Annotated in this window: 11 protein-coding genes; 6 read left to right on the top strand and 5 right to left on the bottom strand. The window is 63.4% G+C overall.

Annotated elements, in window-relative coordinates; all coding sequences use genetic code 11:
• Positions 1-35 precede the first annotated feature (35 nt).
• The 6 genes from G552_RS0102025 to G552_RS0102000 all read left to right on the top strand — a co-directional run bounded on the left by G552_RS0102025 (position 36) and on the right by G552_RS0102000 (position 8,356).
• The gene (locus G552_RS0102025; protein WP_027881496.1) at positions 36-536 is read left to right on the top strand and encodes a CHRD domain-containing protein; all 501 of its coding nucleotides are present in this window, start codon (positions 36-38) and stop codon (positions 534-536) included.
• A gap of 12 nt (positions 537-548) precedes the next feature.
• Positions 549-1,442 carry a ferritin-like domain-containing protein gene (locus tag G552_RS0102020; RefSeq protein ID WP_027881495.1) on the top strand — a complete coding sequence of 298 codons (894 nt, stop codon included), beginning with the start codon at positions 549-551 and terminating at the stop codon, positions 1,440-1,442.
• Positions 1,443-1,520: 78 nt separating this feature from the next.
• Positions 1,521-2,174 carry a GGDEF domain-containing protein gene (locus G552_RS0102015; protein WP_027881494.1) on the top strand — a complete coding sequence of 218 codons (654 nt, stop codon included), beginning with the start codon at positions 1,521-1,523 and terminating at the stop codon, positions 2,172-2,174.
• A gap of 14 nt (positions 2,175-2,188) precedes the next feature.
• The gene (locus G552_RS16910) at positions 2,189-2,320 is read left to right on the top strand and encodes a hypothetical protein (protein WP_281167329.1); all 132 of its coding nucleotides are present in this window, start codon (positions 2,189-2,191) and stop codon (positions 2,318-2,320) included.
• A gap of 60 nt (positions 2,321-2,380) precedes the next feature.
• On the top strand, positions 2,381-5,446 hold the full coding sequence (locus G552_RS0102005) for an ATP-binding protein (protein ID WP_027881493.1): 3,066 nt from the start codon (positions 2,381-2,383) through the stop codon (positions 5,444-5,446).
• A gap of 300 nt (positions 5,447-5,746) precedes the next feature.
• A complete protein-coding gene (locus G552_RS0102000) occupies positions 5,747-8,356 on the top strand; it encodes a valine--tRNA ligase (protein WP_027881492.1) in 2,610 nt (869 codons plus the stop codon).
• A 75-nt stretch (positions 8,357-8,431) separates the two neighbouring features.
• Here G552_RS0102000 and guaB read toward each other — a convergent pair whose 3' ends face one another.
• The 5 genes from guaB to G552_RS0101975 form a co-directional block, all read right to left on the bottom strand.
• Complete coding sequence (guaB, locus tag G552_RS0101995; protein ID WP_051195641.1) at positions 8,432-9,946, bottom strand: IMP dehydrogenase; 1,515 nt, start codon at positions 9,944-9,946, stop codon at positions 8,432-8,434.
• 174 nt (positions 9,947-10,120) lie between these two features.
• Positions 10,121-10,933 carry an ABC transporter ATP-binding protein gene (locus tag G552_RS0101990; protein WP_027881490.1) on the bottom strand — a complete coding sequence of 271 codons (813 nt, stop codon included), beginning with the start codon at positions 10,931-10,933 and terminating at the stop codon, positions 10,121-10,123.
• 96 nt (positions 10,934-11,029) lie between these two features.
• Positions 11,030-12,733, bottom strand: coding sequence for an FAD-dependent oxidoreductase (locus G552_RS14590; RefSeq protein WP_084640351.1), 1,704 nt, complete (start codon positions 12,731-12,733; stop codon positions 11,030-11,032).
• A 69-nt stretch (positions 12,734-12,802) separates the two neighbouring features.
• Positions 12,803-13,558, bottom strand: a complete 756-nt coding sequence (cobA, locus tag G552_RS0101980) for a uroporphyrinogen-III C-methyltransferase (RefSeq protein WP_027881489.1) — start codon at positions 13,556-13,558, stop codon at positions 12,803-12,805.
• On the bottom strand, positions 13,555-14,199 hold a 645-nt coding region (locus tag G552_RS0101975; RefSeq protein WP_245575082.1), incomplete at its 5' end, for a precorrin-2 dehydrogenase/sirohydrochlorin ferrochelatase family protein. The genes cobA and G552_RS0101975, both read right to left, overlap by 4 nt.

Raw genomic sequence — 14,199 nt, 5'->3', positions numbered from 1 at the left:
GCGGCTTCCCGCGGGAGCTAGGAAAGGAGGTTTGTATGCAACGCCGGTTCTTTCTTAAAGGTCTAGGCAGCAGCCTGGCTGCCCTGGGCCTGGGTTCGGTAGCCCTGGGGCAGGGCATGGGCCAGGTGCGGGCGGTGGTGCTGAGCGGAGCGGAGATCGTGCCCAACCCGGTCAACACCCCGGCTTTGGCGGTGGTGCGCCTGGAGCTGATGGGCAACGTGCTGAGCCTGCAAGGGGTCGTGGCCAACCTGGCCGGGGCCTTCCGCGACTACACCCGTGACCCGGTGGACGACCCCGCCCTCAACGCCCGCCTGACCAGCGCGGTGCACATTCACCGTGGCGCCAAAGGACAGAACGGCCCCTTATTGCAAGCCCTCAAGGTGATGGCTGCTCCCGATGGCAGGAGCGCTACCTTTGTGGATCGCCTCGAGCTCAGCGTGGAAGACCTCACCCGGCTGCGCCAAGGCGAGCTGTACTTCGACATCCACACCACCGCCTTCCGGGCTGGCGAGATTCGGGGACAAATCGTGTTCTAGAGGAGGAAAGCTATGAACCGCAGGGAAATGCTTAGGCAGGCTGGTCTGATTGGCACCGGGTTGGTGTTGGGCGGGGTGGTGGGGGCCTGCGCCACTACCCCCGGCATGAGCCAAAGCCCCAACATCGACGTGGACGTGCTGAACTTTGCCCTCAACCTGGAGTACCTCGAGGCGGCTTTCTACCTGGCCGCAGTGGGGCGCATCAACGAGATCGCCACCCTGGGGGGCAACGCCGAGATTCGCCTGCCCAGCGGCTTTACCGGCACCAGCCCTATCCCCGGTCTGAGCCCAGATGTGCTGGAGTATGCCCAGGAGATCGCTGAGGACGAGCTGGCCCACGTCAAGTTCATCCGCCTGGCCCTGGGCAACGCTGCCGTAGATCGCCCGGTCATCGACCTCGACCAGGCCTTCCGGGATGCTGGCAACGCCGCCAGCAATGGGGCCATCACCAACTTCAACCCCTTCGCCAACGAGCTTTTCTTCATCCACGGGGCCTTTATCTTCGAGGATGTAGGGGTCAGCGCCTACAAAGGCGCAGCCAAGCTGATCACCGACAAAAACACCGTGCTCGACTCCGCCGCCGGTATCCTGGCCGTAGAGGCCTACCACGCCGGGGTTATCCGGCTGCTGCTGCACGAGCGCAAGGACGTGATGGTGACCTCTAGCCTCACGGTCAAGGACGTGGTTCAGGCCATCAGCAACCTGCGCGGCAGCGTGGGGGGCGGCAAGGATGAGGGTATCGTCAAAGATAACCGGGCCAACCTGGTGCTAGCCGACAATGATGGCATCGCCTTTGGTCGCGACACCAGCGAGGTCTTGAAAATCGTCTACCTGACCGGTGATGCAAACAAAACGATGGGGGGCTTCTTCCCCAATGGCCTCAACGGCAACATCAAGCGCACCTGAACCCTAGGGGCCAGCGGCCTTTAGGTTATGTTTATTCTTCACAGGCAGGCCCTTATGGCCTGCCTATAATCCGCCTAAATGAATCCCATGCGCGAAGAAGACCTGAGGCTGGCCGAAGCACTGCAACAGATGCGCCACCAGCTTGAGCAACCCCACCCCAACCTGTCCACGCTCAAAGCCTCGCTGGAAGAAGCCCTACGCCTGCTCGAGGCCCGCCAGCAGAGCCTACTCAGCAGCCGGAACTTTACCCTGGAAGAAGACCCCCTCACCGGCCTCCTTAATCCATCCGCCTTTACCAGCGCTCTGGAGCAGGTCTTCCAAAAAGGGGAGGCCTTCAGCCTGGTTTACCTCGAGCCCGATGGCCTCGAGGCCCTCCGGCAAGGCTTCGGCACCGAGGTGCATCAGGAAGTCCTGCGCCGACTGGGTCTGATGGTGCGCAAGGCCCTGCGGGCCTCGGATCTTGCCGGTCGAATCGGCGAGCAAGGCTTTGGCCTTCTCCTGCGAGGTATTAGCGGCGACCGAACCTTCGGGGTCTGCGAGCGGCTCCGCCTGACCGTGGCCAAATACCCCTGGAACCAGCTTCATCCCAACCTAAAGCCCACCATCAGCCTGGGGTTTGCCGGATCTGAAGAGGCAGCCTCGGCCCAACAGGTTTTGGAACGGGCTAAGCGCTTCTTAGCAGAAGCCCAAAGCGCTGGAGGCAACCAGACCTTCCCCGGTCTTTACTACTGAGGCAAGGAGGAGCCATGACCAACCGCACGCGCAGTTCGTATATGCCAGAACCGAGGATTCCCCCTGCTTTCCGCTATGGCCTTGCCCTGGGTGCAGCGGTGATCTTTCTAGTCTGGCTGGTAGTGGTGCTGCTGCAAAACCTATAGGGCTTAACTGGGCACTAGGCCACGCTGTGCGGGGGCCAAACCGTCCTAGCATGCTGCATGATGCCTGCCGTACCCGGCCCGTCCCTCAAACTCCGGCTCCTGGGGCCGCCGGGGCTAGAAAAGAATGGCCAGCCTCAGCGCCTGGCCACCCGTAAGGCCCTGGCCCTGCTGGCCTTTTTGGCGGTCGAGCGGGCCGGGGCCACGCGTAGCCAGGTGGTGGCGCTGCTCTGGCCGGAAAACCCGGAAGCGCTGGCCCGGGCTAGTTTGCGGCAGGAGGTCTCGCGCCTGAGCAAGCTGCTGGGGCCTGCCCTACGCAAAGAGGGCCAGCAACTTCTGCGGCTCGACCCCTGCTGGATAGAGGTAGACCTGTGGGCCTTCCAGGAGGCCTTGGCTACCGGTCGGTACCGCACGGCTTTGCAGCTATACCGAGGTCCATTTTTGCAAGGCCTACAACCCCGCGAGACCGCCAGCTTTGAACACTGGTTGGAACAGGTTCGCTCGAGTCTGCAACAAAGCTACCTGGAAGGGTTGCACACGCTGGCCCGGCAGGAAGAAGCGCAAGGCCGCCCTGCTGAGGCCCTAGCCTTATGGCGGCTGGCCATCGCTGCCGATCCCCTGAGCGAACGGCCTTACCTCGAGGCCATGCGGCTATGTGAAGCCCAGGGCGACCGGGCTGCTGCCCTGCGCATCTACCGCGGCTTGGAGCAGAGCCTCTGGGATGAGCTGGGCCTTCAACCCAGCCCGGAAGCGCAGGCCCGGGCAGCCCGCCTCAACCCAGACCCGGCCATTCCCAGCCTGCCCAGCCCTCCCACTCCGCTGGTGGGACGGGAGGCCGAACAGGCCGAGGTGTGGACCCTTTTACAGCGGCCCGACTGTCGCTTGCTCAACCTGATAGGACCTGGAGGGGTGGGTAAGACCCGGCTGGCCCTGGCTCTGGCGGAAAGGCTAGCTACCCAGAAGGCCACGGTTTACTGGGTACCGGTGCAGGGCCGTCCACTCTACGAAAGCCTAGCCGAGGCCCTGGGATTAGCTGTTTCGGGAAAGGGCGACCTACAGGAGGCCCTCCGGCACCATCTCAGCCACCGACCGGCCTATCTTTTTCTGGACGAGGCTGAGGAACTTTCCGACCCTAAGGCCCTAGAAGACCTACTGCGCCATAGCCCCCAGGTCAAGCTGGTTTTGACCTCGAGGGTACGCTTTCGCCTGCGCAGCGAATGGGTTTACGAGGTTCGCGGCCTGCGCTACCCTCCCCCGGATCAGCCCCCACAGCGCAGCCCCGCCGCGGAGCTGTTCTGCCTGCTGGCCCAACGGGTGCAGCCCCACTTTATCCCCAGCGCCGAGGACTGGAGCGCCATCGGCCAGATATGCCGCCTACTCTCAGGGCTCCCCCTGGGCCTCGAGCTGGCTGCAGCCCTCCTACGGGTGATGTCTTGCCAGGAAATTGCGCAAAATCTGCAGCAAGGCCTGGAGCTGCTGGAGGGTGGTCTGAGCAACCTGCCGGATCGTCACAGCAGCCTGCAGAAAGTCCTGGAAAGCAGCCTGGCCCAGCTCAGCCCGGCAGAGCGGGAAACCCTGCAAAAGCTAGCCGTTTTTGAGGAAACCTTTGACCTCATCGCCGCCCAAACCATTGCTGCCAGCTCTCCTGGGCTTTTGTCCGCCCTGCTCGACCGGGCTCTTTTGCAAAAGCAGCCCGAAGGATACCGCATGCTAACGGTTATCCGCCAGCACCTCGCGCCTGGAATCCCCCTGGCGACACGCCAAGCCCATGCAGCCTACTACGCTCTGCTGCTACACAACCACGAGCAGGAGTTGCGCGGGGGCAACCAGGTGGGGGCTTTGCCTTTGCTCTCACGGCAGTACGCCGACCTGCGGGCGGCCTGGCAGTTTACCCTCCAACGGGAAGATCACCGGCTAGCCTTACAGATGATAGAGGGGTTGTGTTTGTTGCTCGAACTGCGGGGCTGGTTTAGGGAAGGCGAAGCCTTGATGTCCAGGGCAGCCCAAAGCAGCCACCCCTTGCTACGAAGCCTAGCCCTGGGCCGCTGGGGCCGCTTTCTGTATCTCCAGGGACAGAACGCGGCAGCCTACCGGGTACTCCAGCAGAGCCTGGCGCTAGGGCAGGGGCATATAGACCCTTCCGAAACCGCCTACGCCCTCAACAACCTGGGGATGGCGGCCATGGGGCTAGGTCTGGCCCAAGAGGCCCGGGGACTGTTTGTACAAAGCCTGGAGATGCGCCGGCAACAAAAATGGCCCTGGGGCCTGGGCAGCGCGCTATACAACCTGGGCTCTCTGGCCCTTCTGCAAGGCGACTTCACCCAAGCCCAGCGCTACTTGCAGGAAGCCCTCGAGGTCTACCGGGCCTTATCGGATGCCAGGGGGCTGGGGCTGGTGCTCGCTGGACTGGGGCAGCTTTACACCTCGCTGGGCGAGTACGCCGTGGCTCGGGAAATGTACCGACAAAGCCTATCCTTTGCTAACCAACTCGGTGACCCCTTTACCCAGTCTGCTGCCCTGCTGGGCCTGGGCACTGTGGCGGGCATCGAGTACCAAAACGAGGAGTGCAACGAGCGCTTGCAAGGTAGCCTGGAAGCGGCTTATCAGACGGGTGACCAGATCACCATTGGCCGGGCCTTGGTAGGGCTGGGCCGCCTGGCCATGCGCGACGGGGCCTACGAACGGGCCCTCAAACTGCAACGCCAGGCCTTGGAGCGTTTTGTTCAAAGTCATTACCCCTGGGGTGAGGCCTTGGCCTACAACCACCTAGGCCGCACCTACTTTGCCCTGGAGGAGATCGCCCAGAGCAAAGCCTGTTACCGTCTGGCCTTAGAGCAAGCCCTGCGGCTGGGGGCCATACCGCTTGCGCTGCGGGCCCTAATCGGTCTCACGCCCCACCTGCCGGCTGCCCTGGCCTCCCAGGTCTGGCGGCTGGCCGCGCACCACCCTAGCGCCGATGCCTGGGTGCGCGAGGAGCTGCGCCGGCGAAGTGGTGAGCCGCTGCTGCCCAGCCGGGTTCCGTTGGAAAAGCTGGCCCAGCAGGTGCTGCAAAAGATGGAAGGGGCCGTGTTGCTAAGGAAGCCCCTCGAGGCTGTATACTATCCCTCAGGCGCCGACCGGGAGGAGTAGGTGGGCCGAACCCAAAGAGAGGAGGCCCCTCGGCTGAAAGGGCCTCTGGGAACCCCGGCTCATCGAAGGTCGCCCGCGAGCCTGCAGGCAGAACCCCTAAAGGGCAGTAGAGCCTGCCGGGTGTGCCCGTTATAGCACAAAAGAGGGCCTGGAAGCCCCTTCCAGGAAGCGCGGTGGTACCGCGGGGATTTACCTCGTCCGTGCAGTCAAGCCTGCAGGGGCGTTTTTGTTTAAGGTTCGCCCCAAATCGAATCCTGATGCAAAAGCCCGCATATCCCCTATCTGAGCAAAGGAGCCGCGATGATACAGCACAAAGAGCTACCCAAAACCTACGACCCAGCCTCGGTGGAGCCGCGTTGGGCCAAGGAGTGGGCCCAAAACCCCCTCCGGCCCGAACTCAACGCCCACAAGGGCAAGGGGCCCTTCACCATTGTGATTCCTCCTCCCAATGTGACGGGCAGCCTACACCTGGGGCATGCTTTGGACAATACCCTGATTGACATCCTGATCCGCTTCAAGCGCATGCAGGGCTACCAAGCCTTGTATCTACCCGGCACCGACCACGCCGGCATCACCACCCAGGTGCTGGTAGAGCGGGAACTGGCCCAGGAGGGGCTTTCCCGCCACGACCTGGGGCGGGAGAGGTTCTTAGAGCGGGTCTGGGCCTTCAAGGAAAAAAATGGGGGTACCATCCTTCACCAGCTCAAGCGCCTGGGAGCGAGCTGTGACTGGAGCCGGGAGCGCTTCACCATGGATCCGGGCCTCTCCCGGGCAGTGCGCCGGGCCTTCATTGAGTACTACCACCAGGGGCTGGCCTATCGGGGTAAGCGCATCGTGAACTGGGACCCCATAGCCCAGACCGTGGTCAGCGACCTCGAGGTCAACGTAGAACCCACCCCCGGCCAGCTCTACACCCTGGCCTACCCGCTGGAGGGAGGTGGCGAGATTCAGGTGGCCACCGTTCGCCCCGAGACCATCTTTGCCGATGTGGCCATCGCGGTGAACCCCGCCGATGAGCGCTACCGCCACCTGGTGGGCCAGCGGGCCCGCATCCCCCTCACCCAGCGCTATATCCCCATCCTCGCCGACGAAGCGGTGCTGATGGATTTCGGCACCGGAGCCCTAAAGATCACCCCAGCGCACGACCCCACCGACTTCGAGATAGGTCAGCGGCATGGCCTGGAGATGCCCAGCGTGATCGACCTAAACGGCTGCCTGACGGGTGAACGGGTGCCCGAGCGCTTCCGCGGGCTGGAGCGCTTCGAGGCCCGACAAAAAGTGGTGGCCGCACTGGAGGAAGAGGGCTATCTGCGCCAGGTACAGGACTACACCATCGCCCTGGGCTACTCTGACCGCACCAAGGCCCCCATAGAGCCCCTTTTGCTGGAGCAGTGGTTCGTGCGGATGAAGCCGGTGGCGGAAAAGGTGCTGCGGGGCCTGGACAAAGGCGAGATGCGGCTGGTGCCCCAGCGTTGGGAAAAGGTCAACCGCGACTGGCTGGAAAACATCAAGGACTGGGCCATCGCCCGCCAGCTCTGGTGGGGCCACCAGATTCCCGCCTGGTACGACGAGGAGGGCAACGTCTACGTACCCGATCCCTCCAACCCCGATCTGGACTGCGACCAAGACCCCCGCTATGCCCACCTCAAGCTACGGCGCGACCCCGACGTCTTCGACACCTGGTTCTCCTCGGCCTTGTGGCCCTTTTCCACCCTGGGCTGGCCAGACGAGACCGAGGATTTGCAAACGTTCTACCCCACCGACGTACTGGTGACCGGCTACGACATTCTGTTCTTCTGGGTGGCCCGCATGCAGATGTCGGGCTACCAGTTCACCGGACGGGCCCCCTTTCATACCGTAGTGCTGCACGGCCTCTATCTGGATGCCAAGGGCCAGAAGATGTCCAAAAGCAAGGGCAACGGTATCGACCCCCTCGAGCTGGTCGAGCAGTATGGGGCCGACGCCTGCCGCTTCGCCTGGGCCTACCTGGCTACCGGTGGGCAGGACATCCGCCACGACCCTCGGCGCTACGAGCAAGGGCGCAACTTCGCCAACAAGCTGTACAACGCGGCCCGCTTCGTGCTGCTAAGCCGGCAGGACTTCCAACCGAAGCAGGACACCCCCACCCTGGCCGACCGCTGGATTACCTCGAGGCTGCAGCGGGGCATCGGCGAGATCAGCGAGGCCTACGAGGCCTTCGATTTCGGACGGGCGGCCCGGCTGGTCTACGAGCTGGTCTGGAGCGAGTTCTGCGACTGGTACCTGGAAGCGGCCAAGCCCGCCCTGCGGGAGGGCAACCAGGCCACCCTGCGCACCCTCGAGGCCAGCCTGGCCACTTTGCTTAAGCTGCTGCACCCCATCATGCCCTTCCTCACCTCGGAACTCTACCAGGCCCTCTCTGGCGACCCGCTACAGCTCGCCCTGCAGGACTGGCCCCAGGCTGGCGCGCGCGACCTCGAGGCGGAAAAAGCTTTCGAAACCTTACAGGCCACCATCAGTGCCACCCGCAACCTACGGGCCGAGCTGGGTCTTTCTCCCCAAACCACCATCCAGGTAGCCCTGGAGGGGCCTGGGGCGGGGCTGGTTATGGAAAACCTAGCCCTTTTCCGCTTCCTTAGCCGGGCCGAGGCCCGCCTAGGCCGGCTGGAGCGGGCTTTGGCCCAGGTCACCCCTAGCACCACTGTCTACCTCCAGCCCGAGGGCGACCTGCAAGCCTTCCTCGAGCGGCAACGCAAGCGCCTGGCGGAGCTTCGCCGGCTGGTGGAGCAGAGCCAGAAAAAGCTGGCCAATCCCGGCTTTGTGGAGCGGGCCGACCCGGCCATCGTACAGGCCGAGCGGGAGCGGTTGGCGGAAAACCAGGCCCAGCTCGAGCGCATCCAGCAAAACCTGGCCCGCCTGGAAAGCCACTGAAGGCCAAACCTCCCCCATGACGCTCAGCGTCGAGGGTAGCCCCGGCCCAGACAGGATTCGGGCCGGGACGGCCCTCTAGCGGCTGTAGTTGGGGGCTTCCTTGGTGATGATGATCCCGTGGGGGTGGCTCTCGATCAAAGCGGCGTGGGATATGCGGGTAAAGCGGGTCTGGGTGCGGAAGGTTTCGATGTCGGGAGCACCGCAGTAGCCCATGGCCGCCCGCAGCCCCCCCACCACCTGGTAAAGCACATCGCCCACCGGCCCCTTAAAGGGCACCATGCCCTCGATGCCCTCGGGCACCAGTTTTTTGGCCTCGACCGATCCGGTGGCTTTGCCAGAGTCCTGGAAGTAGCGGTCGGCTGAGCCCTGGCGCATGGCCCCCAGGCTGCCCATGCCGCGGTAGAGCTTGTAGCGGCGCCCATCCTTGAGCACCTCCTCACCGGGCGACTCCTGCGTACCGGCCAGCATAGATCCCAACATTACGCTGTGGGCCCCCGCGGCCAGAGCCTTGGCCACATCGCCGGAGTACTTGATGCCGCCATCGGCAATCACCGGTACGTCGAACCCCTCGAGCCCGGCCACCGCCTCCATGATGGCGGTAATCTGCGGCACCCCCACGCCGGTCACTACCCTGGTCGTACAAATGGAACCCGGCCCAATGCCTACCTTGACGGCATCGGCCCCGGCCTCGGCCAGCGCCCGGGCTCCCTCAGCGGTGGCCACATTGCCCGCAATAATCTGCACGGCATCGCCAAAGGATTGCTTGAGGGTACGCAAGGCTTGCAGAATACCCCGGCTGTGGCCGTGGGCACTGTCCAACACCAGCACATCCACCCCGGCTTCCACCAGTGCCGCAGCCCTGTCCAGCAAATCCTTGGCGACGCCTACCGCAGCCCCCACCAGCAACCGGCCCTGGGCGTCCTTGGCGGCGAAGGGAAACTTCTGCCGCTTGGTGAGGTCTTTGAGGGTCAAGAGGCCGCGCAGGCGCCCCTCGTGATCCACCAGAGGTAGTTTTTCGATCTTGTGTTGACGTAGAATCTCCTCGGCCTCCTCCAGGATGGTGCCCGGTGGCGCGGTGACGAGGCGCTCGACCGGGGTCATCACCTCGGAGACCAGACGGCGCATATCCCGCTCGAAGCGCAGGTCGCGGTTGGTGACCAGACCCAACAACTTGCCGTAGAGGTCCACCACCGGCAAGCCCCCGATCTTGAACTCGCGCATCAGGCGCTCGGCGTCCTCGAGGGTGGCGTTGGGGGCCAGGGTCACCGGGTCTTGGATCATCCCGGCCTCGCTGCGCTTGACCTTGCGCACCATGGCCGCCTGTTCCTCGGGGCTCAGGTTCTTGTGAATCACCCCCAGGCCCCCCTCGCGGGCTACGGCAATGGCCATCTCAGCCTCAGTCACGGTATCCATAGCCGCCGAGAGAATCGGGATGTTAAGCCAAAGCTTCCGGGTCAGACGGGTGCGGGTGTCCACCTCGCGGGGCAGAACCTCGGAGTAGGCCGGTATCAGGAGGACATCGTCGAAGGTCAGGCCTTCCTGTTGGATTTTTTCTGTTCTAGGGCAGGGTTTGCTAGGGGCCTCGAGCATATTCCAAGTAGTATAGCAGCCTGCCCCCCGAAGGTGACGACACTCCGAAGCAAAGTGAGGCTGCTTCCAAGCTCAGGGTATCTGCCCCTAACGGATACTTCGCAGCAAGCCCCAGGGAGCATCACCCCACCAAGAGGTAAAGTGTCCCAGCCTTTACCTTTATTTCCGACTTGCTCAGGCAGCTCTCTTGGCGTAGACCACAGTCAGTAGGTGGAGGAGTTCCTCCTTGATTTCCACGTAGGCACGCTTTTCCAACATTTGCCGCCGGTCGCGGGGGCGGGGTAGGGTTACTTCTACCACCTTGCCGATGGTGGCGGCGGGACCGTTGCTCATTACCGCTATACGGTCGCAGAGATAAATGGCCTCTTCGATATCGTGGGTAACCAAGAGAATAGTCTTGCGCTCTTCTCCCCAGATGGCCCTAAGGTAACTATCGCCCAGGGTGGAGTCCCACAGCTTCAAAAGTTCATCCTGCAAGGTAGCCCGTGTCAGAGCGTCGAGTGCGCCGAAGGGCTCGTCCAGCAGCAAAACTTTAGGGTTGGTGGCCAGCGCGCGGGCCAGAGCCGTGCGTTGCTTCATCCCCCCGGAAATCTCGCCCGGTCTCTTGTACCGGTGCTCCCACAGCCCCACGATCTGGAGGAACTTCTCAATGAGGCGGGTTCTGTCACCCTCAGGAAGCTCACGGTGCACCGAGTCCACCGCGACTTTAACGTTCTGGTAAACCGAAAGCCATGGCAGGAGTGAGTAGTTCTGGAACACCACCCCCCGGTCAGGGCCGGGACCCTTTAGAGGACGCCCCTCGAGCAGGATTTCTCCCTGGGTAGGCCGGCTCAACCCGGCAATCATAGACAGCAGAGTAGATTTACCGCAGCCCGAATGGCCGATAAGCGCGACGACCTCTCCCTGCTGGACATTCAGGTTGACGTTCTCTAGGGCGGTATAACTGCCAAAACACTTGTGGACACCCGAGATGGTCAAAAAGGCCATAGCGTTGCTCCCTCCTTAGGTCGGCTTGAGTCCTTTTCCCGTTGAACCCTCTGCTCTTTACCAGGGGCATTGCCGGGGCCCCCACCCGGGGTGGTATCAGCTATAGCGGAAGCGCCTGATTAGCTGTTCTAGTACAGCATCGAGAAGCCAGCCTACCAATCCAATAAAGAGGATGGCAGCCATGACGTACTCGAGCTGCCCCGAGTTGTAGCTGTCCCATACAAAGAAGCCCACACCTGAACCGCCAGCGAGCATTTCGGCAACCACAATCACCATCCAAGCAATACCCATACCCAGCCGGAATCCGGTTAAGACGTAGAGCAGGCTGTGGGGCAGCACTACACGGGTGAGGTAAATCCAGGGAGAAAAGGCGTAGACCCGGGCTACGTTGCGGTAATCCTGCGGAATCGAACTCACCCCCAGTGAAGTGTTGATAAGAGTGGGCCACAACGAGCAAATAGCAATGACGAAAATCGTGGCCTTCTTCAGCGAGGCGATGTCGCGGCAACCCGAGCCAATCGCCTCGCAGATGGCCCCTTTAGTCACGTTCTCGCACGAGCACACCCGCGCCGTCATGGGCAGGCTGGTTTTGGAGGTGGGGCTCCCTGCGGCGGGGGGGACGAGCAGGTGCTCGGGGTTGTCGAGCTCGACGGCGTTGGCGACCAAGCTATGCAGGTTGGCATAATCGGAGGTATCGCCCACCAGGATGCCGCCCAGAAGCCGTTTGCCATCCTCACTGAGCACCAATTTTTTGTAGATACCCTTACCAAAGTTGGTGTAGTGGATTTCCTGCGCACCGAGCGTCCGGGCGAAGGCGTCGCCAAAGCTGCCTACCTCCACGCCCAGCAGCTTGAGCTTGGTGGACAAGTCCGCACCGCTGAAGCTCCGCTCGCCGCCGGTGAGGCGCTCAGCCAGGACACGGGCCATCTCGTAGCCGGGGGCCACCAGTCCGTAGACGCGGCCCTGGTAGAGCGCGCACTCCCCGATGGCGTAGATGTGGGGGTCGGAGGTGCGGCAGTGCTCGTCGATGACGATGCCACCACGCTCGCCCACTTCCAAGCCGCTTTGCCGCGCCAGCTCGTCGCGGGGGCGAATCCCCGCCGAGAAGATCACCAAATCGGTCTCGAGGCTGCTCCCATCCGCGAAGTGCAGCGCAGCCACGCAGCTGCCCCTGGCCTCGATCCGTTGCGTGGCCTTGGAGAGGTGCACCCCGATCCCCAAGGCCTCGAGCTTCCTCTTCAGCATCTGGCCGCCCAGCTCATCGAGTTGCAGGGGCATCAGGCAGGGAGCCAGCTCCACCACGTGGGCCTGCAAGCCCAGCTTCAAGAGCGCCCCGGCGGCCTCCAGCCCCAGCAGGCCGCCCCCAATCACCACGCCCTTCCGGCTGTGCTTGGCCCAGGCCTCAATACGGGTGAGATCCTCGAGGGTGCGGTAGGTGAAGCAACCCTCGAGGTCGTGCCCCTCGACGGTCGGCACGAAGGGATAAGAACCTGTAGCCAGCACCAAGATGTCGTAGGGAACTTCCTGCTGGGCGCTGATCACCCGCTTTCGCTCGCGGTCGATCGCGATGGCCCTGGCGTTGATGATGCGCACGCCCCACCCGGCGTACTGCTCGTAACTTCCCAACGAGAGGTTGGGGCGTGGCTCGTTGAAAAACTCGCTCAGGCGAACCCGGTCGTAAGCCAGGCAGGGCTCCTCAGTAACCACCGTAAGGGCAAAGTCTTGGGTTCTCGACCTTAGAACCTCGAGGAACTTGTGCCCTACCATGCCATTGCCCACTACTACGATTCGCTCTGTCATACTCACCCCCTCAACCAAACCAGCCGCTTTGGGAACGAAGCGGAACCCTGCTGTTCGGAAAACGGAGGTTCACGCTACCTCCCGGGGAATCCTGGCCTGCCGGACACCAAGCAAACCTGCCCGCTGCCGCACCACCTCGCCAATAACCCAGACGGCGGGGGCCTGCACTCTGACTTGCCCTCTGGCCACCGCATCTAGGGAGGACAGCACCACCCGTTCTTCAGGGGTGGCCCCCTTTTCGATGAAGGCGCTCGGTTCTTCGGGGTTTCGCCCGACCTTGATGAGATTTTGGGCGATCTGGGCCCGCCCCGCCACCCCCATCAGCACCACCAGGGTGTCCACCCGGGCGTATGCGGTGAGATCGGGCAGAACCCCGTCTTGGGTATGCCCCGAGATCACCGCAAACCCTCTGGCTACCCCGCGCAAGGTGAGGGGGATGCCGGCTAGGCCGGGTAGGGCCAGGGCAGCGCTGAGGCCAGGCACTAACTCAACCTCGATGCCTTGCTGGGCCAGAAACAGCCACTCCTCCCCCCCACGGCCGTAGACCATGGGATCGCCCCCTTTGAGCCGAACCACCCTGTGCCCGGAGTGGGCGTAGTGGAGCAGTAGCTGGAAGATGCGCTGCTGCACTCCGCTTTGCTCACCGGGTTCCTTGCCCACGTAGACCCGTTCGGCCAGGGGGTGGATTAGCTCCAGCACTGCGGGGCTGACCAGGCGGTCGTAGAGCACCACCTCGGCTTCCTGCAACACCTGTAGGGCCCGGAGGGTTAGCAGCTCAGGGTCACCTGGGCCGGCCCCTACCAGGTACACCCTGCCCCGTTTCACAAGGCCACCTCCGGCGTAGCCTGGTTATGGAGGGCCTCGAGCAGCCGCTGTCGGGCAGTTTCCACCTCCCCCTGGGCTAGGTGCTCCAGGGCTGGGCTGTCCACCAGGCGGTACCAGGCGGCCTTGCGGGCCTCGAAGTCGTGGGGGTAGGTTTGCTGCACCAGGGGGCGGAAGGTTCGCAGGAGCCGGAGGTACTCGGCGTAGGCCGGGCCATACTCCTGGGCCAGCCTTTGCCGGATGCGCACCCCTAGGGCCGGGGCTACCCCGCTGGTGGAGATGGCGATAAGCAGATCGCCTTGCTGATGCACGGCGGGCAGGATGAAGTCGCAGTGGGCTGGGTCATCCACCGCGTTGAGCCACACCTCCCGTTCACGAGCCTCCTGGGCGATGAGCGTGTTGAGCGAACGGTCGGGGGGGTGGGCGAAGCAGAGCTGGAAGCCCGCCAGGTCGCCTTGCTGGTAGCCTCGCCGCAGCCAGGTCAGCCGCTCCGGGGCGGGGGGGGCTTCTAGGGCAGGGTGGGCCAGAGGGGAGAGCAACGTCACTAGGGCCCCCGCTTCCAGCAGCCGAAGTACCTTGCTCTCCGTTTCAAAGCCCCCGCCTATGAAGAGCACCTTCTTGTCGTGCAGGTCGAGCATTATGGG

Origin of the sequence: Meiothermus rufus DSM 22234, assembly GCF_000423425.1 — a bacterium.
GTDB classification, from domain to species: domain Bacteria; phylum Deinococcota; class Deinococci; order Deinococcales; family Thermaceae; genus Meiothermus; species Meiothermus rufus.
The sequence above is the reverse complement of the archived record's forward strand: the minus strand, read 5'-3'. Positions and strand labels throughout refer to the sequence as shown.